This is a genomic window from Labrys sedimenti, from assembly GCF_034424805.1.
Classification (GTDB): Bacteria; Pseudomonadota; Alphaproteobacteria; order Rhizobiales; family Labraceae; genus Labrys; species Labrys sedimenti.
This window is the reverse complement of record NZ_JAXOUF010000001.1, coordinates 370,329-396,816: the sequence shown is the minus strand read 5'-3', so window position 1 is coordinate 396,816 and position 26,488 is coordinate 370,329. Positions and strand designations below refer to the sequence as shown.

17 protein-coding genes are annotated in these 26,488 nt (G+C 64.4%); 8 read left to right on the top strand and 9 right to left on the bottom strand.

All coding sequences use genetic code 11. The features are described 5' to 3' along the window. Positions 1-2 precede the first annotated feature (2 nt). A complete protein-coding gene (locus U1R88_RS01810) occupies positions 3-404 on the bottom strand; it encodes a hypothetical protein (protein WP_322429729.1) in 402 nt (133 codons plus the stop codon). On the opposite strand from U1R88_RS01810, the gene U1R88_RS01805 reads away from it, so the two are divergent. Both U1R88_RS01805 and U1R88_RS01800 read left to right on the top strand, forming a co-directional pair. Further along, complete coding sequence (locus U1R88_RS01805) at positions 394-7,548, top strand: apolipoprotein A-IV repeat region-like domain-containing protein (protein ID WP_322429728.1); 7,155 nt, start codon at positions 394-396, stop codon at positions 7,546-7,548. The two genes, U1R88_RS01810 and U1R88_RS01805, sit on opposite strands and share 11 nt — an antisense overlap. Before the next feature lie 194 nt (positions 7,549-7,742). Then, positions 7,743-8,384, top strand: coding sequence for a LysE family translocator (locus tag U1R88_RS01800; protein ID WP_322429727.1), 642 nt, complete (start codon positions 7,743-7,745; stop codon positions 8,382-8,384). Positions 8,385-8,436: 52 nt separating this feature from the next. Here the strand turns inward: U1R88_RS01800 and U1R88_RS01795 are convergent, their stop codons facing one another. The 3 genes from U1R88_RS01795 to U1R88_RS01785 all read right to left on the bottom strand — a co-directional run bounded on the left by U1R88_RS01795 (position 8,437) and on the right by U1R88_RS01785 (position 11,485). Further along, positions 8,437-9,501 carry a glycosyltransferase family 4 protein gene (locus tag U1R88_RS01795; protein ID WP_322429726.1) on the bottom strand — a complete coding sequence of 355 codons (1,065 nt, stop codon included), beginning with the start codon at positions 9,499-9,501 and terminating at the stop codon, positions 8,437-8,439. A 9-nt stretch (positions 9,502-9,510) separates the two neighbouring features. Continuing rightward, positions 9,511-10,326, bottom strand: a complete 816-nt coding sequence (locus U1R88_RS01790) for a UDP-2,3-diacylglucosamine diphosphatase (protein ID WP_322429725.1) — start codon at positions 10,324-10,326, stop codon at positions 9,511-9,513. A 298-nt stretch (positions 10,327-10,624) separates the two neighbouring features. Further along, the gene (locus tag U1R88_RS01785; RefSeq protein WP_322429724.1) at positions 10,625-11,485 is read right to left on the bottom strand and encodes an undecaprenyl-diphosphate phosphatase; all 861 of its coding nucleotides are present in this window, start codon (positions 11,483-11,485) and stop codon (positions 10,625-10,627) included. Between the two features lie 237 nt (positions 11,486-11,722). Between U1R88_RS01785 and U1R88_RS01780 the strand changes: the two genes are divergently transcribed. Together U1R88_RS01780 and U1R88_RS01775 are read left to right on the top strand one after the other, a co-directional pair. Then, the gene (locus tag U1R88_RS01780) at positions 11,723-12,148 is read left to right on the top strand and encodes a DUF2852 domain-containing protein (protein ID WP_322429723.1); all 426 of its coding nucleotides are present in this window, start codon (positions 11,723-11,725) and stop codon (positions 12,146-12,148) included. Between the two features lie 447 nt (positions 12,149-12,595). Beyond that, positions 12,596-13,444, top strand: a complete 849-nt coding sequence (locus U1R88_RS01775) for a fumarylacetoacetate hydrolase family protein (RefSeq protein ID WP_322429722.1) — start codon at positions 12,596-12,598, stop codon at positions 13,442-13,444. Positions 13,445-13,596: 152 nt separating this feature from the next. Here the strand turns inward: U1R88_RS01775 and U1R88_RS01770 are convergent, their stop codons facing one another. Then, the gene (locus U1R88_RS01770; protein WP_322429721.1) at positions 13,597-14,880 is read right to left on the bottom strand and encodes an OmpP1/FadL family transporter; all 1,284 of its coding nucleotides are present in this window, start codon (positions 14,878-14,880) and stop codon (positions 13,597-13,599) included. A gap of 449 nt (positions 14,881-15,329) precedes the next feature. On the opposite strand from U1R88_RS01770, the gene U1R88_RS01765 reads away from it, so the two are divergent. Then, complete coding sequence (locus tag U1R88_RS01765; RefSeq protein WP_322429720.1) at positions 15,330-16,388, top strand: Ntn hydrolase family protein; 1,059 nt, start codon at positions 15,330-15,332, stop codon at positions 16,386-16,388. Between the two features lie 95 nt (positions 16,389-16,483). Here U1R88_RS01765 and U1R88_RS01760 read toward each other — a convergent pair whose 3' ends face one another. Next, positions 16,484-17,806, bottom strand: a complete 1,323-nt coding sequence (locus U1R88_RS01760) for a dicarboxylate/amino acid:cation symporter (protein ID WP_068298826.1) — start codon at positions 17,804-17,806, stop codon at positions 16,484-16,486. Positions 17,807-18,051: 245 nt separating this feature from the next. Between U1R88_RS01760 and U1R88_RS01755 the strand changes: the two genes are divergently transcribed. Both U1R88_RS01755 and U1R88_RS01750 read left to right on the top strand, forming a co-directional pair. Next, positions 18,052-19,884: a sensor histidine kinase gene (locus U1R88_RS01755; RefSeq protein ID WP_322429719.1), complete on the top strand. Its 1,833-nt coding sequence runs from the start codon at positions 18,052-18,054 to the stop codon at positions 19,882-19,884. Between the two features lie 166 nt (positions 19,885-20,050). Then, positions 20,051-21,424, top strand: coding sequence for a sigma-54-dependent transcriptional regulator (locus tag U1R88_RS01750; RefSeq protein ID WP_322429717.1), 1,374 nt, complete (start codon positions 20,051-20,053; stop codon positions 21,422-21,424). Positions 21,425-21,575: 151 nt separating this feature from the next. On the opposite strand, the gene aceA is transcribed toward U1R88_RS01750, so the two are convergent. Next, a complete protein-coding gene (gene aceA / locus U1R88_RS01745; protein WP_322429716.1) occupies positions 21,576-22,874 on the bottom strand; it encodes an isocitrate lyase in 1,299 nt (432 codons plus the stop codon). Between the two features lie 87 nt (positions 22,875-22,961). After that, positions 22,962-23,195, bottom strand: a complete 234-nt coding sequence (locus U1R88_RS01740; RefSeq protein ID WP_068298726.1) for a hypothetical protein — start codon at positions 23,193-23,195, stop codon at positions 22,962-22,964. Between the two features lie 172 nt (positions 23,196-23,367). On the opposite strand from U1R88_RS01740, the gene U1R88_RS01735 reads away from it, so the two are divergent. After that, a complete protein-coding gene (locus tag U1R88_RS01735; protein ID WP_322429715.1) occupies positions 23,368-24,777 on the top strand; it encodes a helix-turn-helix domain-containing protein in 1,410 nt (469 codons plus the stop codon). Between the two features lie 36 nt (positions 24,778-24,813). Here U1R88_RS01735 and U1R88_RS01730 read toward each other — a convergent pair whose 3' ends face one another. Further along, positions 24,814-26,337 (bottom strand): FAD-dependent monooxygenase, encoded by a 1,524-nt coding sequence (locus U1R88_RS01730; protein WP_322429714.1) that lies wholly within the window; start codon positions 26,335-26,337, stop codon positions 24,814-24,816. Positions 26,338-26,488: the final 151 nt, after the last annotated feature.

Below are 26,488 nucleotides of genomic sequence, written 5' to 3'. Positions count from 1 at the left end.
TCTCAGCTTTCTGACAAACGTTCTATATAGAGCGCATTGGCAAGGTTCCAGTCCGGCCCCATCTGGATTGCGCGCGTGGCGGGCTTTTCGGACACGCCACTTTTCACCAGCGCGGTCTCAATCCCGGGAAAACCTCGAATTTGCCTCATTTTCGCGCGATTTCGACGTGGTAAAAAAGTCGTTAACGATGCTGCTGGAAAGCGTGCCGAAGCGGTTTCCATTCCCAGCCGTGCAGGATAGGATTTCAAGCTGGCAGCATTGTCCTTCGCATAGGTGGAGCGATGCGATCCCCATTTCGCCTGAAATGGGGGCTGAAACAGGTGCAGCGATTTCAGCCTGGGGTCATCCGGATCCCAGGCGGGCGGCGTTGAATTGAGTAGCGTGAGGCAGATTATGGCGAACAAGTCGAAGATGCAGGATCCGGCGGATGCCGCCCTGTCTGCGATCGAGGAAGCACTCAATCTGAGCACGGCTGCTTCTCAGACGCCCGACAAGGAGCCCGCGCAGCTACCCAAGGCCGACGAGGGCTTCAACTTCGAAGTGGAACCCGAGCCGCAGGAACCGCCGGCCGCCGCACCTCGCGCCGAAGACAAGCCTGCTGCCGACCGCCCGCTCGCCCGCGAACCCCGCTCGCCCGCCAATGACGATCGCGCCAGCGTTGGCCAATTGCTCCAGGCCCTCCAGCGCCGCCCCTCGCGCACGCCCTATTGGACCGCCCTCGCCCTTTCCGCCGCCTGGCTCGCCGGCGGCGCCCTCCTTCTCAGTATCCTCGGCAACCTCAACCTCGCCAATCTGTTCCAGGCTTCCACCTATCAGGCCAATCCGGGCCTCGCGCTCGGCATTCTTGCCGTGGCGTTGCCGCCCTTCTTCTTCTTCGCCGTGGCGGGCCTGATCTGGCGCGCCCAGGAAATGCGCTTCGTCACCCGTTCAATGACGCAGGTCGCCCTGCGCCTGGCCGAACCCGAGGGAGCCGCGGCCGAGGCCGTCACCTCCGTCGGCCAGGCCATCCGCCGAGAAGTCGCCGCCATGGGCGACGGCATCGACCGTGCCCTCGCCCGCGCCAGCGAACTCGAGATCATGGTGCATAACGAGGTCTCGATGCTCGAGCGCTCCTATACGGAGAGTGAGCAGCGCATTCGTTCGCTGGTGGATGACCTCTCGACCCAGCGCGAAGCCATCGTCGGCAACGCCGACCGCGTACGCTCGGCCATCGTGGTCGCGCATGACGACCTGACCCTGGCGCTCGGCTCGGTGGCCGGCCGCATTTCCTCGGAAGTCTCCGAAGCCGGCCTGCAGGTGATGCGCTCCTTCGGCGAGCGCGGCAGCCAGCTCACATCGGAGCTCGCCAAGGTCGGCGACCACATGGTCGGCGCCATGGCCGATCGCGGCAATTCGCTGATCGACCGCATGACGACGACCGCCCAGGACGTCAACAAGTCGCTGTCGAGCTCGTCCGAACAGGTGACCGAACAGCTCAACCGCCGCGTCTCCGAGATTACCGAGCACCTGACCACGACCTCCAACCAGGTCAACGAGAACTTCGCGACCCGCGCCAACGAGATCAGCAATACCCTTTCCTCGCGCGCCTTGGAGCTCAACGAGACCCTGACCACCAGCAGCCAGCGCATCGTCGACGACATCGTCGAGCGCGGCACGGCGGTGAACGACACGCTGGTACGCACCGGCTCCGGCCTCACCAACGCCTTCGCCGAAGGCACCGACGTGGTGGTCAGTTCCATCCGCGAAACCGGCACCAAGATGGTCGAGCAGATCATCGGCTCCGTGGCTGACGTCAACAGCACGTTGCGCTCGACGGGCGACGCTATTCTCGGCGACTTGCAGAACCGCGGCATGGACGTCGCCGGCAAGCTCGAGAGCACGGCCACCCAGATCGCCGAGATCATCACCACCCGCGGCGGCGACCTTGCCGACCGCCTCACCCAGACCGGCGAGCGCATCCACGAATCCATCGTGGTCGGCGGCGGCGACATCGATCGCCGTCTGGCGGCAACCGGCCAAACCATCGTGGCCAACATCGAAAAGCGCAGCACCGACGCCGAGGCCGCGGTTACGGCATCAGCTCAGCGCCTGCAGGCCGTGCTGGAAGAGGAAGGCACGCAGCTTTCCGCCCGCATCAACACGGCCGCCCGCGACGCCTCCGGCATTCTCGCCATTGGCGGCGACACGCTGACCCGCGTCATCGGCGAGCGCAGCGCCGCCGCCGTCTCGCAGATCAATTTCGGCGTGTCGCGGCTCGAGAACACCGTCGAAACCCAGACCAACGCCTTTGGCAAGGCCCTCGCCGAACGGCTCGACAGCCATGAGAAGCGCAGCCAGGAAATCGCGGACAATCTGCATTCGCGCCTCGACGAACGCCTGTCTGGCTTGGAATCCCGCAGCCTCGACCACGCGCAGAAGGTGCATTCGGCCCTCGACGACACACTCAAGGGCTTCGATACGCGCTTTGCCGAAAGCGCAGGCACCATCCATAGCGGGCTCGATACCCGCATGTCCGAGTTCGAGCATCGCTTCAAGTCGCTCTCCACTCTCGCCCATGCCGATCTCGACCGGCGCCTGGGTGAGTTCGAAGTGCGCTTCGCCACCAATATCCAGAACAACCGTTCGGGCCTCGACGATACGCTCAAGGGCTTCGAGCAGCGCTTCAATGCCAATGCCGAGCAGGCACATGGTGCCCTCAGCCAGCGCCTCGGCGAGTTCGAGCAGCGCTTCGGCACCAATGCCGAGGATATCCACGCCGCGCTCAGCCAGCGCCTCGGCGATTTCGAGAAGCGCTTCGGCTCGGGTGCCGACAGCATCCATGCCTCGCTCAGCCAGCGCCTTGGCGAATTCGAAGAGCGCTTCGGCGCCGGCGCCGAGACCATCCACACCACGCTCAATCAGCGTCTCGGCGACTTCGAGAAGCGCTTCGGCTCGGGTGCCGACAGCATCCATGCCTCGCTCAGCCAGCGCCTGGGTGAGTTCGAGCAGCGCTTCAGCGCCGGTGCCGAGGATATCCACACCACGCTCAATCAGCGCCTGGGCGACTTCGAGCAGCGCTTCGGTGCGGGTGCCGACGACATCCATGCCGCCCTCAGCCAGCGCCTGGGTGACTTCGAGCAGCGCTTCATGTCGGGCGCCGGCGACATCCAGAGCGCTCTTTCGCAGCGCCTGGGCGAGTTCGAACAGCGCTTCATGTCGGGCGCCGGCGGCATCCAGACCGCCCTTGCCGACCGCATGGGCGAGTTCGAACAGCGCTTCATGTCGGGAGCGGGCGACATCCAGACCGCCCTCGACCAGCGCATGAGCGAGTTCGAGCAGCGCTTCGGCTCCGGTGCCCAGGGCATCGAGACCACGCTCAACCAGCATCTGGGCGAGTTCGAGAAGCGTTTCGGTTCCAACGCGCGCGACATTCAGACCACGCTCAGCCGCGAACTGGGCGGTTTCGAACAGCGCTTCGGCGCCAGCGCCGATCAGGCCCAGGCCGCGATCGAGCAGCGCATCAGCGATTTCGAGCAGCGCTTCGGCGCCAGCGCGGACCAGGTCCAGGCCTCGGTCGACAAGCGCCTGGGCGAGTTCGAACTGCGCTTCGGCTCCAGTGCCAACGGCGCTCAATCGGCTCTCGACAAGCGCCTGGGCGAATTCGAACAGCGCTTCGGCTCCAGTGCCGAGGATGCGCATGGCCGGATCGACACGCGCCTCAACCAGTTCGAGCAGTATTTTGCCGGCAGCGCCAATGACGCCCATGCCCTGCTCGATACCCGCCTCAATGATTTCGAGCGCCGCTTCCAGTTGATGGCCTCGACGGCAGCCTCGAATTTCGAGAACCGGATCAGCGACTTCCAGGCCAGCTTCAGCGACACGCTGCAAGCCAACCAGGCCGATCTCGCCGCCCGTCTCGGCGATTTCCAGAGCCGCTTCAACGGAGACGTGCAGAACACCCAGGCCGCGCTCGACGACAGCCTGGCCGCTTTCGAGATGCGTTTTGCCAGCAACACGGCTCTGGTGCGCTCCTCGCTCGACCAGCGCTTCGGCGCCTTCGAGACGCATTTCCTCAACAACTCCTCCGCCTTGCAGGACGCGCTCGACGAGCGCCTGGTTACGCTGCAGGCACAGGTCGCGGCCAATACCGACGTCATCCATGGCGCGATTGCCGACAAGCTCAACGCCTTCGAGACCAAGTTCCAGTCGAACGCGACCACCATCCACGCCACGCTGGACAATCAGCTCAAGGCCTTCGAGGATGGCATGAGCCATCGCATCGGCGAGGTGAACCAGTCGCTGGGGCGCCAGATCTCCGAACTCGACGACATCGTCAGCAACCGCGGCCAGGCCCTCGTCGCCCGCATCGGCGACGATTCCAGGGCTCTCAGCGACGACCTCGCTCAGAAGCTGCTCGGCTTCGAGAGCTCGATCCGCCTGCACGGTACCCGTCTCACCGACCAGGTGCAGGGCCACACCGCCCAGGCAGCCGAACTGCTGGGCGGCAAGCTCGAAGCCTTCGATGCCCGTTTCGGCACCCACACGGCCTCCGTTGCCCAGACGCTGGAAGAAAAGCTGGCAGCACTGGACGGGCAGTTGTCGGATCTCGATGACCGCCTGACCACCAAGGCGAGCGACGTCGCACAGGCCATCGAGGGGCGCCTCGCCCGGATCGACCAGGGCCTGGACAGCCGCGCCCGCTCGCTCAACGAGACCCTGGCAACCCGCACCCTCGAACTCGCCAAGCTCCTCGGAGAAGGCGGCAAGGAAGTCGGCGCCACGCTGGAAGCCAAGGCCCGCGAGGCCAGCGACCTGCTCGATGGCCGCGCCGCCGCCATCGGCAGCGTGCTCGACAACCGCGCGTCCCAGATCAGCGATCTCCTGGATGGCCGCAGCAGCGCCATCGACGAATTGCTCGGTGGCCGCGCCACGCAGATCAGCGCTCTCATCGATGAGCGGACACAGGCGATCGGCACCCTGCTCGACGGGCGGGCCCGCGAGATCACCTCGCTCATCGACGGCCGCAGCGCAGCGCTCACCGACACCCTGTCGCGCCGTGCCGACGATATCGTCGTGGCGCTCGGCAACAAGGGCGCCGATCTGACCGAGACGCTCGGCGCCCGCGCCGAGGACCTGACCTCGCATCTCGACAGCCGCTCCTCGCTGATGAGCAACGACCTCACGGTCAAGGCGGCCGAGATTGCGGCGCAGTTCGACAGCAAGACCACCGCTATCGCAGACGCGCTGTCCAGCAAGGTCGACGAAATCGATCGCGCCCTCAGCACGCGTGCCGACGACATCGCGCATACGCTCGACTCGCGGATCACCCGCTTCGAGCAGGACGTCCTCGGCCGCCTCGCGGATCTGTCGGACTCCCTCGACTCGCGCGGCCTGCATATCGCCGACACGCTCAGCGAGAAGGTGCAGAACGTCTCGGTCGACCTCCTGCAGAACGTGGCTTCGGTCGATGCCACCCTCAGCCGCCTGTCCAGCGACGTCAGCGTCAAGCTCGGCGAGCGCGCGGAGGAGATCAATGCGTTGCTCGACACCCGCGCCAATGCCATGGCCGGTCTGCTCAGCGAACGCGGTCAGCAATTGATCGACACGCTGAACCAGATCTCGGGCGATGTCAGCACCCAGTTGCGCGACAAGACCAGCGCTCTCGCCAGCCTTCTGGGCGCCCGTTCCGGCGAGATCGCCCGGATTCTCGACGAGCGCGGCCAATTCCTGGCGGAGACGCTGTCCACGCGCAGCACCAGCATGTCCGGCGAACTCGGCGATATCGCCGAGGCGATGGCCAAGACTCTCGACGAGCGCAGCCGGTTCCTGGTCGACGCCCTGTCGACCCGCAGCACCAGCATGTCGAGCGAGCTCGGCGACATCGCCGAGACGGTGGCCAAGGCGCTCGACGAGCGCGCCGGCCAGCTCGCTGAACTGATCGGCCAGAAGGGTGGCAACCTGGTCGAGGCTCTCTCGACCAAGCGTTTCGAACTCAGCCAGGCGCTGGAGGCTTCGTCGCAGGCCCTCTCCTCGTCCATCGAGACCAAGGCCGGCCAGGCGATCGGCGATCTCGGTTCGCTGCAGGCTCGCCTGCGCGAGGAAATCACCTCGCTGCTGGATCGGGTTGCCGGCACCAACACCGCCCTGCAGGAATCACTCGACAACTCCACCAAGACCCTCGATGCCATCGAGGGTGGCCTGGCCGACCGCCTGCGCGACTTCCAGTCGACCATGCTGAGCCTGGCGGATCAGACCAGCGGCGCGACCGATCGCGTCGGCGACCAGGTCTCGACGTTGCGCGACCTTGCTGCCCACGTCATCAGCGATGTCGGCACCATGGCCAATCGCCTGGAGGAGCAGAGCGGCCATCTCAGCAGCGCTGCCGCGGTCCTCACCGATACGCAGGCCCGTGTCGACCAGGCCCTCGACGAACGCCGCGCCACCCTGGAGGCCCTGGTCTCCACCGTTGGCGGCAAGGTCGAGGCGATGGAAGCGATGATGAAGTCCTTCGCCGAGGTGATCGAGGAAAAGCTCGCCAATGCCGAAAGCAAGGCGCGCCAGACCAGCGGCCTGCTCGCCGATAACGCCAACACCACGGCCCAGGCCATCGCCGACCAGTTCGAGCTCATTCGCGCCACCACCGGCAAGGAACGCGACCGCACCTCCACGGCCCTCAAATCGACCTATGAGCAGGCAGTGCAGGAAATCTCCGGCCTGTTCGGCAGCGCCACCGAGCGTTTCGCCGAAGTGGCCCAGGAGATGCGCGGCATGACCCAGACCGTGAAGCAGGAGCTGGAAGCCACTCGCTCCGAGCTCAAGCGCGGCCTCCTGGAGATCCCGAAGGAAACCTCGGACTCCACCGCGACCATGCGCCGCGTCGTGGCCGAGCAGATCCAGGCTCTCAACGACCTCGCCGATATCGTCAGCCGCTCCAGCCGCTCGCTCGATATCGCCGAGCCGACCGACCGGCCGATCCCTGCCCCGCTCCGGCTGCGCGAGCGCGCCGACGTGGCGGCCGAAGCCCCTGCCCGCCGGGCGGAAATGCCGCGCGCCGGCACGCTGCCTCCGGTGCCCGAGCTGAAGCCTGCCGCTCCGGCTCGCAGCACCGCTGTGGCAGCACCCGCCTCGCGGGGTGAACGTCGCGGTACCGGCTGGCTCTCGGAAGTGCTGGCCCGCGCCTCGCGCGAAGAGCCCGAACCGGCTCCCCCGGCCAACACGCCCGCCGTGATGGCCTCCTCCCTCGACACGCTATCGGTCGACATCGCCAAGATGGTCGAGCACGACGCCGTCGCCGATGTTTGGGACCGCTACCGCCGCGGTGAGCGCAACGCCTTCTCGCGCCGGCTCTACACGCTGCAGGGCCAGCAGGCCTTCGAGGAAATCCGTCGGCGCTATCGGCGCGACACGGACTTCCAGGCGACGGTGGACCGCTACGTCCAGGAGTTCGAACAGCTCATCACCGAAGTGGACCGCGAGGATCGCAGCGGCAACATGGCCCGGACCTATCTCACCGCCGATTCCGGCAAGGTCTATACGATCCTGGCGCATGCCGCCGGCAAGCTCACCTGAGCCCGGCTGGAAAACGACCTTCCTCAACTGCCTGGTTGAGCATGGAAAAGGCCCCGGAATTCCGGGGCCTTTTTCGTTGTGGCGGCCAGATGGCTGCCATGCCGAAGCCGGGCTTGCGCTGAAGCGGGGCGCCGCTATTGTCGGTCCATTCTCCGCCGGCATGCCGAAGTTGGGCTTGCAGTAAGACGTTTGCGATGGGTGACGCCTTGTTCTATCAGTTCCATGCCTTGCTGGCGGTCTATGCGCTCTACACCGTCGCCGTCGCCAGCCCCGGCCCGAGCAATCTGGCCATCATGGGCGTGGCCATGGGACAGGGGCGCCTGCCGGCGCTGGTGCTGGCGTCCGGCATTATGACGGGCTCGATGATCTGGGCCATGCTGGCAGCCACCGGGGTCTCCACCCTGCTGGCCGCCTATGCCGACGCCATCACTGCCATCAAGATCGGCGGCGGGCTCTATCTCCTTTATCTGGCCGTCAAATCGGCGCGTTCTGCCTTCAAGGCCGGCCAGGACGAGGCTAGGCAAGAACGGGCCCCGGTCGACTACCGTCGGCTCTACTGGCGCGGCCTGATGCTGCATCTGACCAATCCGAAGTCGATCCTGGCCTGGATCGCCATCATGTCACTCGGCCTGAAGTCGGATGCTCCCGGATATACGGCCCTGGCCATCATCGCCGGCTGTGCCGTGATCGGGCTGACTACATTCGGCGGTTACGCCCTGGTCTTTTCCGCCAAGCCCATGGTTCGCCTCTATCAGAGGGCACGGCGCTGGATCGAAGCCACGCTGGCGCTGTTCTTCGGCCTGGCCGGCATCCGCCTGCTGCTATCGCGGATATAAGCCCAGACATCGCCTGGTCATAGGGCCGCGCGCCAGGCTCCAATCTTGATCGTCAAACCGGCAGGCTGGCACGCCCCTGCTTGACCGCACCGGCTGGCGCAGGTGTGGTCTTTGCCCGGCTGCAGGCGTCCACCACATTGGCGATGAACTGGTGGGCGCAGGCGTCCCAGGAATATTTCAAGGCCTCCGCCCGGGCGTCCGCGGGCTTGAGGTCGAGACAGGCCCGCGCAGCAGCAGCAAGGTCGTTGTCAAGGATGCCTGTCCTGCCGGTATTGATCACGTCGATCGGCCCCGTCACCGGAAAGGCTGCCACCGGCAGGCCGCTGGCCATCGCCTCGAGCAGGACGATGCCGAATGTATCGGTCAGGCTGGGGAAGACGAAGACATCTGCCGACGCATACGCCCTCGCCAGGTCCTCTCCCTCCAGCATGCCGGCGAAATGAACGGCCGGATAGCGCGAGCGCAGCATCTCCAGGGCCGGGCCTCCGCCCACCACCACTTTCGAGCCGGGCAGGTCGAGATCAAGGAAGGACTCGATGTTCTTCTCCACCGCAACCCGGCCGACATAGAGGAAGATCGGGCCCGGCAGGTCGAAGATGCGTACCGGTCTTGGTCGGTACAGTTCGGCATCGACCCCGCGAGACCAGCGCATCAGCCGCTTGAAGCCGCGCCCGGCCAGTTCACGCTCGAGGGCGGGGGTTGAGACCATCGTACCCGCCCCGGCATTGTGGAAACGCCGGATCCAGCGATAGCTCCAGTCGAGCGGTACGGGAGCGCGTGCGGCGAGATATTCGGGAAAGCGAGTGTGATAGCTGGTGGTGAAAGGGCGCCCCTTCTTCAGGCAGGCCCGGCGCGTGAGCAGGCCGATCGGCCCTTCGGTAGCGATATGAACGTAGTCCGGCTTCTCGGCCTCGATATGGCGCTCGATGGCACCGAGCGGCGGCATGGCCAGGCGGATTTCCGGATAAGAGGGCATCGGCACCGACCAAAAGCGATCCGGCGCCAGGAAGCCGATCTCGACGCCCTGTCGCGATGCGGCCGCAGCCGTCTGCTCCAGGGACCGGACGACGCCGTTGACCTGCGGGCGCCAGGCATCGGTGGCAATCAGGATTTTCACGGGACCGACTCAGGCGGCGCGCTGAGGAACCAGCGTCTCGTCCTGGAGGGCCGGCGGCTTGTCGGCCTGTCGGACCAGCTCGCTCCAACGCACCAGTTCGAAACGGCCGTCGAAATGCTCGACGATCGCCGTGCAGCTTTCGACCCAGTCGCCGGAATTGATGTAGGTGATGCCATCGAGGTCGCGCAGCGTGGCGTGATGGATGTGGCCGCAGATGACCCCGTCGCAATTCAAACGCTTGGCTTCCTTGGCCAGGGTTTCCTCGAAATGGCCGATGAAGCTGACAGCGTTCTTCACCTTGAGCTTGGCCCAAGCGGATAGCGACCAGTAGGACATGCCAAGGCGCCGGCGAATGGCATTCAGCCAGGTATTGACTCCCAGGGCCGTGACATAGGCCCAGTCGCCGAGCAAGGCCAGCCACTTGGCGTGTCGCACCACCACGTCGAAGGCATCGCCATGCATCACCAGGTAGCGCTTGCCGTCGGCAGCGACATGCACGGTCTGCTCCATGACTTCGATGCCGCCGAAGTGATGTCCGGGGAAATCGCGCAGGAATTCATCGTGATTGCCGGGAATATAGACCATGCGCGCACCCTTGCGGGCCTTGCGCAGCAGCTTCTGCACCACGTCGTTGTGGGCCTGTGGCCAGTACCAGCCGCTCTTCAACTGCCAGGCATCGACGATGTCGCCGACAAGGTAGATCGTCTCGGCGTCATAGGCGCGCAGGAAGTCCAGCAGCATGCCGGCTTGGCAGCCGCGCGTCCCCAGATGCACATCCGAGATAAAGAGCGCTCGATAGCGCGTGCCTTCGCCGTCGCTGTTCATGGCACCATCCTCGCCTGGCCCAAAAAACGTGTCGTCGAAACGAAGCATGAGAGCATGGCGCTTGCTTTGATGCGCTTTGCTGCAGACATCAGCGAAATCGACGACGCATCCTGATTGTCACAAACACGATTCAGTTCATGGTTTTATGACAGGCGACATGTCCGAGGAGACATCGATGCTCTTTCGTCTCCTTTTCTCTTATGGCGTCTTGCGCCGAGACGAGAACACCTCGATTTGCGGGCGCGCGCCGAAACAAAGACTTGGCGCAAACGAGCGTTCATTCATGAGCCCCCCGGCTCTAGTGATAGGCAATCCACAGCACGACGGCCCCGAGCACGATGCGGTAAATGATGAAGGGCCAGGTCGAAAAGCGCTCGAGAATGCGCATCAGTCCCCACAGGGCGGCAAAGGAGGAAATCGCCCCGACCACAAGGCCCACCAGGAGGATCAGCCAACCTTCGAGGGAGAGATGGGCGCGCAGAAGGGTGCCGATTTCGTGCAAGCCAGCCAAGGCAATGGCGGGAATGCCCAGAAGGAAGGAAAAGCGCGCCGCCTCCTCGCGCGAGAAGCCGCAGAACAGCGACGCCGTCAGGGTCGAGCCGGACCGCGACACGCCGGGGATCAGGGCGCAGACCTGAGCCAGCCCGACGATCAGGGCATCGCGCAATCGCATGTCCTCGACCCGGCGCCGGTGGCGAGCCAGAAGTTCGGCAGCGGCGAGCAGCCCACCCATGACGAGGCAGGCAAACCCGATCACCGGCAGTGCGCGCAGGGGACTGTCGCAACGATTGAGAAAGGGCGCGAGCAGCAGGCCGGCCAGCACGATCGGGATCGTGCCCAACACCACGCCCACCGCCAGGCGAAATTTCGGGGACATCCAATCCCCTGTCCGCACGGCCGCCAGCGATCCCAGGGTGATCGAGCGGATATCCGTCCAGAAATAGCAGACCACCGCGCACAGGGCCGCAAGCTGCATGGCCGCGGAGAAGGCCGAGCCGGGATCCTGCCAGCCAAGCAGGGCCGGCACCAATCGCATATGGGCCGTGGAGGAGATCGGCATCAACTCGGTGATACCCTGGACGACGCCGAGGAAAGCGACCTTTGCCACCCCCAACGTCATGAAGCCGGTGTCGACGCCTTCGGTGCAAGCGCCATTCATTCCACACCTCGAAGATTGCGCCCGGCCCAGCACGCGCGCCCACAAAGCTTTCGATCACGGCAACTTTGCGGCAGGCCATCACCACCAACGAATTTGCGGCACGAAACGCGGGAGCAGCGCTTTGCTGCTTGCGCGGTCGCCAAGATTAAATCGGACACAACTTCGGCTTGTACCCTTGAAGCCACCCGTCGCCACCCCCAACTGCTCGGGTGCTGGGTTGCAACATGGGAGAGGATAATGACCTCTTGTTCTACGCGTGGCCGCTGGCATCCGCTTCATGTGGTGGCGGTTATCGCCGGCTTTCTGATCTGGTGGCCGCTTGGCCTGGCGGCGCTGGCCTATTTCATCTGGGGCGACCGCTTTCCCAGGGAAAAGGTGCGTGAAGGCTTCGAGCGGGCCAAGGCGGAATTCGCCGGCTTCTCGCGTGATCAGCGCAGCTATGCCGGCCAGGGCTGGTCGGCCACCGGCAATGCCGCTTTCGACGATTATCGCCGCGAGACGCTGCGCCGCCTGGAAGAGGAGCGCCGGCGCCTCGAGGAAGAAGGTCGCGCCTTCGCCGAATTCGTCACCAATCTGCGTCGTGCCCGCGATAAGGAAGAGTTCGATCGCTTCATGGCCGAGCGCAATGCCGCTCGCAATGGCAGCGAGGGACACTCCGCCTGATGCGGAGAGCAAGACGCGTTTGGGCGGGAGCGATGTAGACCGAGCAGGTCGCACCCTGCTCAGGCCGCCAATGTTTCCAAACCGATCACGAGGCCCGCACAGCTCAACCTGTGCGGGCTTTGTCATTTCGCGAGGCTTGGGGACGACAGGCCTGGGCGCAACCTTCGCCAAACCCGCGAAGGACTATCCGTTCTTTTTGCGCAAAGCGTGCTTCCACCGCATTTTGCCCGCAGATTGAGGGGTCCCTTCCCTCTTCTCGACATGAGGCCAACCATTCATCCGACAAATATTGGTGTGGCATCCCACACAATGCTTGCGACCGCCCCCCCGATCGGGCATGGTCCGCACCGGCCGGCTGATGGCATTTGCCTCGCGAGGACCGGCTTTCAGGATCGATAATTTCAACGACAGCCGAAGGGCTGCAATTTTCGTCTAAAGGACCCCACAATGAAGCTGGTACGGTTTGGCGTGCCGGGCTCTGAAAAGCCCGGTTTGATCGATGCGGATGGCAAGATCAGGGACTTGTCGGCCCATGTCGCCGATTGGAGGGGCGATGCCCTCTCGCCACAGTCTTTGGCCCGGATCGCCGCGCTTGCGCCAGCCTCGCTGCCGGAAGTGACCGGTAATCCGCGCCTGGGCTCCTGCGTCGCCCAGCCCGGCAACTTCATCGCGGTCGGCCTGAACTATGCCGACCATGCGGCCGAGAGCAACATGCCGATCCCCAAGGAGCCGGTGTTGTTCAACAAGGCGCCGTCCTGCGTAGTCGGCCCCAATGACGACGTCGTCATTCCGCGCGGCTCGGAAAAGACGGACTGGGAAGTGGAACTGGCCATCGTCATCGGCAGCCGCGCCTCCTATGTCGAGGAGAAGGACGCCCTCTCCTATGTCGCCGGCTACGCCGTCTGCAACGACGTTTCCGAGCGCGCCTATCAGATCGAGCGCTCCGGCCAGTGGATGAAAGGCAAGGGCTGCCCGACCTTCGGCCCGCTCGGCCCCTGGCTGGTCACGCCCGACGAAGTCGGCGACGTGCAGAACCTTTCCATGTGGCTCGATGTCGACGGCGAGCGCGTCCAGACCGGCTCGACCAAGACGATGATCTTCGGCGTCGCCCACATCGTGCACTACATCTCGCAGTTCCTGATCCTGGAACCCGGCGACGTCATCACCACCGGCACGCCTCCCGGCGTCGGCATGGGCATGAAGCCGCCGCGCTATCTCAAGCCCGGCAATGTGATGACGCTCGGCATCGAGAAGCTCGGCGACCAGCGCCAGACCACGGTGGCCTGGAGCGCCTGAGCGTTCCACCGCGCCAGACGACATGACTGGCGCCCTTCCCGCTCGAGGAGAGGAAGGGTGTCAGGTGTCGAAACGTGAGACGGCACAACATGAAAAAGCCTTCGCGCCGGCGGGAACCTGCGCGAAGGCTTTTTTATCGGAAGTTCAGCGCCTTACTTGAAGATGCCAGGCTGGTTGGGCTCACCCGGGTCGTCCCAGCGATAGGTCAAGCTGGCTGAGACGATGTCGACGGACGAGTCCGTCTTGGCGAAATAGGGCAATCCCACATAGTGAGGGTTGCGGGCATTGAGCTTGATATCGCCGTTCACCGTGAACAGATGCGAATAGGCAAGATCGACCGAAAGCTTGTTGTTGATCTTGTAGCCCAGGCCGATCGAAGCGTGGATGCGATCGCTGTCAGGCAGACGCAGATCACGATTGAAGTCGGAAATCGGCGACCACTCATAGCCGAGGCCGGCGCGGAGCGTTAGCTCCGGACTCCAGGCATACTCACCACCCACTGAAACATAGTAGCCGTCATCATATTTGAACGGCAGGGTCGTCACTTGGCGGCCCGTTGCAGGTCCCGACGTCGCGATGACGGGAATTACACCGAACCTGCTCCATTTCGTCCATTCGAAACCGGCGGAAAGCGTGAGATCAGGCGTCACGGTCTGCGTGATGCCAATGGTCAACTGATCCGGGAGTTCCAGATCGGCCTTGACTCCCGTCCGTCCCAGCGGAGTGCGCAAATTGCCTTCCAGGTCCTGCTTGACGGAGGAACGGTAGCCTATACCGATTACGGTTCCCTCGATCGGCGTGATGGTGACACCCGCGGTGAAGCCATAGCCCCAGCTATCGCCCCGAAGGGTCGCATTTGGAGCGTTGGGAGCCGGGGAAATCGCCTGACCGAGCCGAGTCTTGAAATACATGGCCTGGAAGCCGACACCGACCGACAACCAGTCCGTTACCTTATAGGCAATGTTGGGATTGATATCGAAGGAGGCGACCTTGGAGGTGCGTGCGTAAACCTGCCCGGGCGCGTTGAAGGGGTTTTTGGTGACCAGGCCGAACGGCGTATTGGTGGCAAGGCCGATCCAGAGCCTATCATTGACCTGGTAGGAGGTATAACCCGCCGCGAGGAAACTATCCTGGCCGATATCCCCCGTCGAGGGCCAGTCCCTGGTTATGCCGCCAACACTGTATGGCTTGATGTCAGATTGCGGGAAGATACCATTGAGGACCCACTCCGATTGCCAGCCCGGAACGAAGGTCATCGTCGCCGGGTTCCAATACATGGAACTCAGGCCACCCGATCCGGCCGCCACGCCGGCAAATCCCTGCCCAAGACCAATCGTGCTCTGCTCACGCAGCATGAAAGAGCCGGCATAGGCCTGGCTCGCGGCCAGCGAAACGCCGGCCATCAGCAGCAATGCGAGTTGGGTGTTCCTTGCCATTCGTTCCCCCATATCATGACCCGCCGCTACGGCAGGTCCGGCTGAGTAATCTCAGCTGCCTATTGCTTTTGTCTGACCACAGGCAAGTAAGTATTGCTTGCGGACGGTTCATTCGAACTCATGATTCTTCGTACCAGAATATTCGACACTTCGTAACGGCCAGCGTCGCCGTTTCATTGTGTTTCCGTCACACCCGCGTCTCAATTCAGCGAGGTTGTTGCGTTCCTGTAACACTCGGTTTTTACGTCAACTTGAGGCAGGAAACATGCTTTACCGAGTGAAAAACCATCTGAATGCGCATTGGTCCGCGACCACACTGGCCGGGGGCGCCTCGGCGACTCGATAGAAGAGAAGCGGAACACAAACGCCTCGATCATCATCTTGTTGGATGACAATACATCACAAAACTTAGATAATTGCCGAGAACTTCTTCAGGTGGGAGCTCGGCAATGAGCGTCATCCCTTTTCCTCGCGTCGGCCTGCAGAAAGGCCCAGCAGCCTTGTTGCCGCCCATTCCCATCTTCGATGCACGCGATAGCGGCCTGGTCCTGCACGCCCAGGCCCGCCTGGATACCGTGCGGGCGCTGTTGCGCTCCTGCCTGATCTCGATGCCGGCGGAGGCCCATGGCAAGGTGGCCGAACTTGACAGCGGCGCGCATGCCTGGCTGCTCGCCAGCCCCTCCCCCTATGTCGGCGAGATCGAGGCGATCGCCGCGCTCCTGCCGATGCCCGGCGCCTTCCTGATCAACGCAGCCTATGAATGGGGCTGCACCACCCTGGCGGCAGCCGCACCGGACGGACGCGGAGCCCGGCTGCTGCGGACGCTCGATTGGGATTTCGACGGTCTCGGTCGCTTCGTCGAAGTGGTCCGCCAGCGCGGCCCTGCAGGAGAATTCCTCAACGTGACTTGGCCGGGCGCCGTGGGTGTGCTGACGGCCCTGGCACCCGGCCGTTTTGCCGCCACCATCAACAAGGGCCCGACACCGGCCGGCGCGGCAAGCGCCAGCGGTGCGATCGTGCCGGATCTGTCCGGCTTGCGGCGGGGACTGATGCCCGCCATGCACCTGCTTCGCCGCGTCTTCGAGGAGGCTCCCGATTTCGCCACCGCGCGGGACCTGATGGAACGCATACCGATTGCCGCCGAGACGATCTTCACGCTGACGGGCCTTTCGCCTGCCGAGACTTGCGTGATCGAACGCAGGCCCGAAGCTTTCGTCACCCAACCCGGCCCGGCCGCGGCCGCCAATGACTGGGCCAATGCGCCGAGCTGGAACAATGGGACGCTGAGCGAAAGCGACAGCCCCAGCCGCCGCCTGGCGATCGCCTCCCACGCCGGCCGGGCCATGGCGCCCTTCGCCTGGGTGGAGCCACCCCTGCGCAATGCCATCACCCGGCTTACCGTCGAAGCCGATGCCCGCCAGGGCAGCCTGCGTGTCCGCGGCTATGAGGCAACGCCGGACCGTAGCGATGCCGCACCCGTCACCGCCGACCTGGAGCTCCAGATCTGACGTCAGCGCTTGCGGTGAACACGGGCAATACATTCCCATAGAAAAAGGGGCGGACCGTTGGTCCGCCCCACTCCGGTGTTGTCTGTCGTCGGACCTCAGGCTGCAGCAGCGACCGTTTGCGGCGCGTCGTCGCCGCTCAGTGCCGCTGCGAGCTGGGCCTTGTCGAGTTCGCCCTCCCAGCGAGCCACCACGATGGTGGCAACGGCATTGCCGACCAGATTGGTAAGAGCACGGCACTCGGACATGAACCGGTCGATGCCAAGGATGAGAGCCATGCCGGCAACGGGAACGGCGGGCACCACGGCCAGCGTCGCCGCCAGGGTGATGAAGCCGGCGCCGGTGATGCCGGCGGCGCCCTTCGAGCTCAGCATGGCGACCAGAAGCAGCAGGATCTGGTCACCCCAGCTCAGCTGGATGCCGGTGGCCTGCGCGATGAACAGCGCCGCCAGGGTCATGTAGATATTGGTGCCGTCGAGATTGAAGGAATAGCCGGTGGGAATGACGATGCCCACCACGGACTTGCGGCAGCCAGCTCGCTCCATCTTGTCCATCAGGCTGGGCAGTGCCGCCTCGGACGAGGAAGTGCCGAGCACCAGCAAGAGCTCTTCCTTGATATAGCGGATCAAGGCCAGGATCGAGAAGCCATTGTACCAGGCGACGGCGCCAAGCACGACCAGCACGAAGAGCAGCGAGGTCAGATAGAAGGTGCCGATCAGCATCAGCAGATTGGCCACCGAGCCGATGCCATAAGCGCCGATGGTGAAGGCCATGGCGCCGAAGGCACCGATGGGGGCAGCCTTCATCAGGATGGCCACCAGCCGGAACATGCCGCGGGAGATCGAATTCAGCACGACCATCAGCGGTTCGGCCGCGCTGCCGATCTGGGCCAGCGCAATGCCGAACACCACCGAGAAGAACAGCACCTGCAGCACGTCCCCACCCGCCAGGGCGCTGATCGGGTTGTTGGGGATGATGTTCATCAGGAAGCCAGTGATGGTCTGGTCATGCGCCTTGGCGGCATAATCGGCCACCGCCTTGGGATCCAGCGTGGCCGGATTGATGTTCAGTCCCGCGCCCGGCTGCACGATATTGCCGACCAGAAGCCCAATGATCAGGGCCAGCGTGGAGAAGGTCAGGAAGTAGATGAAGGCCTTGCCGACGACACGGCCGAGCTTCTTGAGATCGCTCATGCCGGCAATGCCGGTGATTACGGTCAGCGCGATCACCGGGGTGATTACCATCTTCACCAACTTGATGAAGGCGTCGCCCAGAGGCTTCAGGGACTTGCCGAGATCGGGATAGAAATGACCGAGCAAAATCCCCAGCGCGATCGCGACAAGGACCTGGAAATAGAGGTTTGCATAGAAGGGGCGCTTGCGCGGAGTTTCTGCCTTGGGCGTCTCGCTGAGGGCGATCATCTGTTCCTCCGTGGGGCTTTGGCAGGCGGCCTGGCCCAAAGGGTTTCCTCGACGCCGCTTTCTGCTAGCGGCTGCCCTGTAAACAGCAAGTCCTGTGCCAATCCATCAAGTTATTGATATTGCTTGCCTTCCACAATTCTTACCCTATGACGACGCCGGCCCCATTGAGCGAAGTCCCGCACATCGGCCTTGCCCATGTGCGGATTTCCGCACATGTTCGATATGAAGGATGACAACGGAAACCCATGAGCGGAGCTGCGCAAAGACGGCGAAGGCGACGGATCGAATGGCTGATTTTTGCTGCCCTCAGCCTGGCGAGCCTGGCGCTCGCCGTATGGCTCGCCGGCAATTATGGCATGCGCCAGGCCGCCGATGCCCTCAGGGCCCAGGCTGCCGGCAGCGCGACGCTGGATATCGCGGTCCTGCGCAGCGAGCTGGAAAAGCAGCGCACACTCTCGCTGGTGCTGTCGCGCGATCCCGATGTGCTCGCCACCCTGAGCACGCCGGATACCGCCCATATCGGCGCCATGAACGCCAAGCTCGAAAGCCTGAACGCCGGCGCGCGTTCGGCTGTGATCTATCTGATCGACCGTACGGGCCTGGCGATCGCCTCCTCCAACTGGAAGGAGGAGATCAGCTTCGTCGGCACCAACTATGCCTTCCGCCCCTATTTTACCGAAGCCGTGGCCAAAGGTGATACCGAGCATTTCGCTCTCGGTACCGTCAGCCAGCGGCCCGGCCTTTACATCGCTCGCCGCATCGACGGCCCGGGCGGCATGCAGGGCGTCATCGTGGTCAAGGTGGAGTTCTTCTCGGTCGAGGAAGACTGGCATCGCTCGGGCGCCATCGTCTACGTCACCGACCCCAGGGGCATCGTGCTGCTGACCAGCCAGCCGGAATGGCGCTTCATGGCGCAGGCCTCGTTCACCGCCGAGGAAGCAGCAAAGATCCGAACTTCGCTGCAATTCGGCGATTCGCCGCTGACGGTCTTGCCGATCCGGCGCGGCCAGGCGACGACGTCGGGCGCGGATTTCGTCTCCCTGCGCGGCAGCGGACTGCACCTTGCCAGTGTAAGCGAGGTACCTTCCACGAATTGGCAGCTGCATCTGCTCGAGCCCGCCGCACGAGCGCTCGCCGCCGGCGCCGCGACCTTGCGCTCCATCACCTTCGCCGTGGTCGGTGCCACGCTGGTCCTGCTCGGCATCCTGCTGCATAGGCGCCAACGGGCGATCGCGCGGACGGCCGAACTCACCGAGGCCCAGATCGAACTCGAGCACCGCGTCGAGGCGCGCACGCTCGACCTCAGCCAGAGCAATGCGCTCCTCTCCGCCGAGATCGACGAGCGCCGCAAGGTCGAGGCCAAACTGCAGACCGCGCGGGACGAACTCACCCAGGCCAACCGCCTTGCGATCCTCGGCCAGATCACGGCGGGCCTTGCTCATGAGGTCAATCAGCCGGTCGCCGCCATCCGCAGTTTTGCCGACAACGCCGCCATCTTTCTCGATCGCAGCGAGCCGCAGCCCGCACGCCAGAACCTGGCGACCATTGCCGGGCTGACCGATAGGATCGCCGACATCATCGCGCAACTGCGCCGCTTTGCCCGCAAGGCCAGTGGCGATATCGGTCCGGTTGCCCTGCAGGACGTGCTCGATGGCGCACTGCTGCTGGTCGGCATCAGGGCAAGGCGCCAAGGGGCCGAGATCGAGGTCGAGCCGATCGCGGAAGATCTCCGGGTGGTGGCCAATCGCGTGCGGCTCGAGCAGGTGCTCGTCAATCTCCTGCAGAATGCCCTGGAAGCACTGGAGGGACGACCCGAGCAAGCCATCCAGATCGGCATCGCCGGCGATGGCGACCTGGTCCGGCTCGCCGTCACCGACAACGGCCCCGGCCTCGCGCCCGAGGTGACGGCCAATCTGTTCACGCCCTTTACCACCACGAAGTCCGGCGGGCTCGGCCTCGGGCTGGTGATTTCCAAGGACATCGTCGAGGAATTCGGAGGTCGCCTGGAGGTGGAAAGCCGGCCAGGCCAAGGCTGCCGCTTCCTGATCACCCTGAAGCGGGCGGAGAAAGAAGGATGAACGGCATGGGCAACGCTTCGGTATTTCACGTCGCTCGATTTCCTGCTCCCGTCATTTCGAGCCTGGCGAAGCAATCCGGTCTCGCCCCTCCGCGAAAGACTGGATTGCTTCGCTGCGCTCGCAATGGCGCCTCGTCGACCAGCCTCCTTCCGGAGAGGCGCACGCCATGACCGTCAGCCCCCCCTTTCCCGTTGCCTTCGTCGATGATGATGCCGTCCTGCGTGACGCCAATGCGCAGACGCTGCGGCTTGCCGGATTCGAGCCGTTCCTGTTCGAATCCGCCGTCGAGGCCCTGAAGGCCATCGACGAACGCTTTCCGGGCGTGGTGATCACCGATCTGCGCATGCCGCGCATCGACGGCATGGAATTGTTCCGCACCCTGCGCACCCGCGATCCCGACCTGCCGGTGATCATGATCACCGGCCATGGCGACATCGCCACTGCCGTCGAGGCGATGCGCGAGGGCGCTTATGATTTCCTCCCCAAGCCCTTCGCCTCCGACCGGCTGATCCAGAGCGTGAGGCGCGCCACCGAAAAGCGGGCCCTGGTGATGGAGAACCGGCGCCTGCGCCAGGCGGCGGAAGAGGCCCACGCCCCCTCGCCCCTGCTCGGCGACGCTCCCGCGATGGAGCGCCTGCGCGAAACGCTGAAGGCGGTGGCCGATGCCGATATCGACGTGATGATCGTGGGTGAAACCGGCACCGGCAAGGAATTGGTGGCCGACCAGCTCCACCATCTCGGCCGCAGGCGCAGCGGGCGCTTCGTCGCCCTCAATTGCGGTGCGCTGCCCGAGACGGTACTGGAAAGCGAATTGTTCGGGCATGAAAGCGGCGCCTTCACCGGTGCGCTGAAGAAAAGGGTCGGCCTGATCGAGCATTCCAGTGGTGGCACGCTGTTCCTCGACGAGATCGAGAGCATGCCGCTCAGCGCCCAGGCCCGTCTGCTGCGCGTGCTCGAACAGCGCGAGATCACGCCGCTCGGTTCCAACACGGCCCGGCAGGTAGATCTGCGCGTGGTCGCCGCCGCCAAGAGCGATCTCGGCTCTCCCGTCCACAAGGCCAGCTTCCGGGAAGACCTGTTCCACCGCCTCAATGTGGTGACGCTGCGCATCCCGCCCGTGCGCGAGCGGCGCGAGGACGTGCCCTTGCTGTTCGCCGTCTATCTCGACCGGGCCTGCCGGCGCTTCCAACGGGAGGCGCCAATGCTGACGCCTGTCGTGCGCCACCACCTCGCCAGCCACGACTGGCCCGGCAATGTGCGCGAGATCGTGCATTTCGCCGAGCGTGTGGCGCTGGGCCTGGCCGAGATCGACCTGGCCGCGACCGGTAAGACCGTCCTGCCTCCGACAGCGGACCAAGGTGCCTCCCTGCCCGAACGGCTGGAGCGCTACGAGGCAGACCTCATCCGCGAGGCCCTCACCCGGCACAAGGGCGACGTGCGTGCCAGCCTCGACGCCCTCGGCATCCCGCGTAAGACCTTCTACGACAAGCTGGTGAAATACGGCATCAACCGCGCGAGTTTCGAGGCGGGAGAATCGTAATCTCCGGGTACGCGGGCATCTTGCCCGTTCTTCCCTTCCAGAGTGCGCCGCGTTTCCAAGAACGGGCAGGATGCCCGCGCGCCCTGAAAAACAACGGCCCTCCCCGCTGGCGCGGGAAGGGCCTTCATGACGTCAGGGAGTGACGATCGCCTTAGAACTGCGCCGTCTCGGTCGAATGTTCCATCGCCGTGGTCGAGCTCTGGCCTTCGCCCAGAATGGTGGCGACAGCGTCGAAATAGCTGGTGCCGACCTCGCGCTGGTGGCGCGTTGCGGTAAAGCCGTCGGCTTCGGCGGCAAACTCGGCCTGCTGGAGCTGCGAATAGGCGGCCATGCCATCCTGCTTGTAGCGGCGGGCGAGATCGAAGGTGGTGTAGCTGGTGTTGTGGAAGCCAGCCAGCGTGATGAACTGGTACTTGTAGCCCATCGCACCCAGCTCGCGCTGGAACGCCTTCATCGCAGCCGGATCCATATGCTTGGCCCAGTTGAACGAGGGCGAGCAGTTATAGGCCAGCATCTGGTCGGGGTGGACCTTCCGCACCGCTTCGGCGAAACGCTTGGCGTCCGGCAGGCTCGGCGTGGATGTCTCGCACCAGATCAGGTCGGCATAGGGCGCATAGGCGATACCGCGGGCGATCGCCGCCTCGAAGCCGCCCTTGAGCACATAGAAGCCTTCCGGCGTGCGCTCCCCGGTGATGAAGGGCCGATCGGCCTCATCGACATCGGAGGTGATCAGCCGAGCCGCCTCGGCATCCGTGCGGGCCATGATCAAAGTAGGCACACCCATCACATCGGCCGCGAGGCGCGCTGCATTCAGCGTCTTGATGAAGGTGCGCGTCGGCACCAGCACCTTGCCGCCGAGATGGCCGCACTTCTTTTCCGAAGCGAGCTGGTCTTCGAAATGCACTGCGGCGGCGCCGGCCTCGATCATCGCCTTCATCAATTCATAGGCGTTGAGCTGACCGCCGAAGCCGGCTTCGGCATCGGCGATGACCGGCACGAAGTAATCGAGCTGCTCGCCGCCCTTGCCGTCGACGCGCTCCATGGTCTGGATCTGGTCGGCCCGCTGCAGCGCCTTGTTGATGCGGCGCACCACGGAGGGCACGCTGTCGACGGGATAAAGGCTCTGGTCGGGATACATGTTGCCCGAGGTGTTGGCATCCGCTGCCACCTGCCAGCCGGACAGATAGATCGCCTCCAGACCTGCCTTGACCTGCTGCACAGCCTGGTTGCCGGTGAAGGTGCCGAGCGTCGGCACATAGTCGCGCTTGTGCAGCAGTTCCCACAGGCGCCTGGCGCCATTCTCGGCCAGCGTCTGGCGGATCGGCAGCGACCCAGCGAGCCGCTCCACGTCCCGCGGCGTGTAGTTGCGGCGGACGTTGCGCCAGCGATCCGGCGCCCATTCCGGGGCGGGGAAGGACTCGGCGGGACGGTTCTTCTGGGTATCGAGCATCACAAAGTTCCTAACGTGGAGACGTGTAAAGAAATTGACGGCGGAAGTGCTCTTCACCCTCCCCCTCCAGGGAAGGGTGAAACAAAGTCAATTGCGCCGGGTGCGGGTGAAGGTGGCGGCGATCATCGACTGGCCGTCGAACATGTGTTCGGAAGCGCCGCCGCCCACGCGGGTGAAGCGATGCCGGCCGATCTTGTGCACGATCGAGAAGTCCCGATCCGCCAGGCCCTGGGCGTGGTACTCGGCGTTGATCTCGGCCATGCTGGCGCCGATGATGGTGATGAATTCGTCGTGTTCGTTGCTCTGGCGCATCTGGTCCATAACGCATTCCTCCGTGCCGCGTTTCGTGTTAAGTCAATGATTGACACCGCGGCGCAATAAAGCAAGACGTATCGCAATTCCGGGGCGTCAACCGGAAAAGCGCTGTAAAGAAAATTTTGTAATGTTGTAAATCGTGTAAATATTTACAACATTACGGGACCAGGGACGAACGATGACAAGCGCCATGCAAGAGGCCGATCCGCGCATCGGCGGCAAGATTCAGCGGCTGCGCCGGCAGAGCCGGATTTCGCAGGCGCAGCTCGCCAGCTCGCTCGGCATTTCGGCGAGCTATCTCAACCTGATCGAGCACAATCGCCGGCGCATGACGGTGCCGCTGCTGTTGAAGACGGCGAGCTATTTCGGTGTCGACGCCACCGAACTCGCCGAGAACGACGATTCGCGCCTGGCCGGCGACCTGATGGAGCTGTTCGGCGACGACCTCTTCGCCGACAGCGACGTCACCAACCAAGATGTCCGCGATCTCGCCAGTTCCAACCCGCAGATCGGCCGGGCCATCGTGCATCTGTTCGATCGCTTCCGCTCGCTGCGCAACAGCAATCAAGGCGCAACCTCGGCGCAGGAGGCTGGCTATCACGTCGCCACCGATGCGGTTTCGGACTTCCTGCAGGCCAATGCCAACTATTTCCCGGGTCTGGAGGCCCAGGCCGAACGCATTCGCGGCGAGATCGACAATCTCTCCGATTCCTTCGAGCCCGGCCTCAAACTCTACCTCTCCAACGTATTCGGCGTGCATTGGCGGCTCGCTCCCCTGCCCCAAGGCCTTGCCGGGCGCCTCGGCCGCGACGAGGAGACCTTCGAGACGGCGGACGTGCTCTCGCCCGAAAGCGCCACCTTCACGGCCGCCCACCGCCTGGGCCTGCTCGCCGCCTCGCGCGAGATCGAGCATCTCATCACCGAGAGCGCCTTGCCGGCCGATGCACCGGCCCTGGCCCGCCATGCCCTCGCCGCCTATTTCGCCGGCGCCGTGATCATGCCGTATCAGCCCTTCCTCGCCGCCTGCCGGGAGACGCGCTACGACATCGACAGGATCGCCCGGCGCTTCAAGACCAGCTTCGAGCAGGTCTGCCATCGCATGACCACGCTGCAGCGCCCCGGCAACAGCGGCATCCCGCTGCACCTGATCCGCACCGACATCGCAGGCAACATCTCCAAGCGCTTCTCGCTCTCGGGCATCCACATTCCGCGCCATTCCGGTGCCTGCCCGCGCTGGAACGTCTATGCCGCCTTCCTGCTGCCGGGACAGATCAACATCCAGATCAGCCAGATGCCGGAAGGCACGCGCTATTTCTGCATTGCAAAGTCGTTGACAAAGGGCGGCCATCGCCACAATGCGCCCCGGCGCCATCTCTCGATCGGCCTCGGCTGCCACATCTCGCATGCCGCCGAGATGGTCTATTCCGACGGCATGGATGTTTCCAATTCCGCCCAGGCCGTAGCGATCGGCGTCGGCTGCCGCATCTGCCCGCGCCTCGACTGCGGACAGCGGGCCCATCCCCCCGCCGAGCACAAGCTGGTGCTGAACGAGCACGAGCACGCCGAGAGCCTCTATTCGCGGATCTGAGGCCGTTCGACGTAGCGATGCGACGAACGTCGAGCCTCACCGGGCGCCGAACCACCGCGACAGGGCCTTGGAGGCCTCCTCGGGCCCCTGCCCGGCCTCGCTGGCCCAGGCGACGACGCCATCGGGGCGGACCAGCACGGCGCTCAGACCGAGCCGGTCATGGACGTCACCGGCGACATAGTCGATCCGGTCGTTCCAGCGCGATGCAAGGGCTCGCCGCTGCGGCCGGGCATCGAAGTCCAGGAAAATGCCTTTGCCTGCCCTGAGGAGCTCGGCAAGCCTCCCCCCCTCCCTCAGCTCGAAATCGGGTGCGCTGCGGCCCACCAGCGGATGGCTGTCGCCGAGATCGTAGCGCAGAGACACGCCCCACACCCGTTCGGCGAAATAGGTCGCGCCGTCGCGCGTCTCGACGAGGTCGCGGATGATGGCTTCGAGCGCGCGCGTGCTGGCGGTCGGCCGCATGATCGCAACCTGGGCGCGGGACCAGTCGAGGATTCGCGCACCCACCGGATGCCGTTCCTCGAAATAGCTGTCGAGCAGACCGGCCGGGGCATCACCCCGGATCATGGCGGCCAGCTTCCAGCCGAGATTCATCGCATCGCCAAGCCCAAGATTGAGGCCCTGGCCACCCAGCGGAGAATGAATATGGGCGGCATCGCCGGCCAACAGCACCCGCCCTTTCCGATATGCCGTCGCTTGATAGGCGCGATCCGTCCATGTCGCGGCGCGCTTGAGGGTGGTCAGGGTGACATCGGTGCCGGAGACACGCCGAAGTACCGCCTGGACATGGTCGAGCGTGATCGCCTGGCTTCGATGGCAGGCGCCGCCGTCGAAATCGACCATCGCGATCGTCCCGGGTGGTGAATAGGTATACATGCCCGTCGGCGTGTAGTGGCGGCCCGGACTGAGCCCGTCCGGATCGGCCGTTTCGACGTCAACGGAATAGCCGGTGAATTCGGGGTCGGTGCCGGCGAACCCAAAGCCGCCGGCCTTGCGCACCGTGCTGCGGCCCCCGTCGCAACCGACCAGCCAGCCCCCGCGCAAAGTCGAAGTGCCGGCACGAATGGCCACGTCCTCGTCCGATTGATCGAAGCCCTCGACACCAATGCCCCGCCTGATCTCCACGCCCATGGCATGGGCGCGCGCGGCCAGGACGGTTTCGAGATGCTCCATCGTGACCGCAAGGCCGGAAGTGGCCGGGCTCGGCAGGCGATAGGGCCATTTCGAAGCATCGATGTTGTCATGGAAGAACTGGATGCCGGCGAAATGTCCGCCGGGTCGGCGGGACTGCTGCATCCAATGGGCAGCAGCCTGGGCAGCGCGGCCTGAACCGTCCTTCGCGGGCTGCGAGGACGCGATATCGTCCAGCAAGCCGCGACGGTAGAAAGCTTCCGCCGTAGGCACCGACAAGCCCCTCAAGCCGAAGGGAAGCCGCTTCAGGGGGGATTGCGGATATTCGTTCTGCTCCAGCACCAATACGGACAGATCCGCAAGGCGCAGCTCACAGGCCAGGAACAGGCCGACCGGTCCTCCGCCGGCAATCACGACATCATACAGCAAGGGATAGATCCTCCATCGCGCTGGTGAATGCAGGTCTGCACCCCAGCAGCGCCCTGGCGAAAGGCGCCATAGCGGCCCCAATCATCGCTTGAGGCATGTCACCAATACCGTTATAAAACTACACTGAGTGCGATTTTTTATTACACTCAGT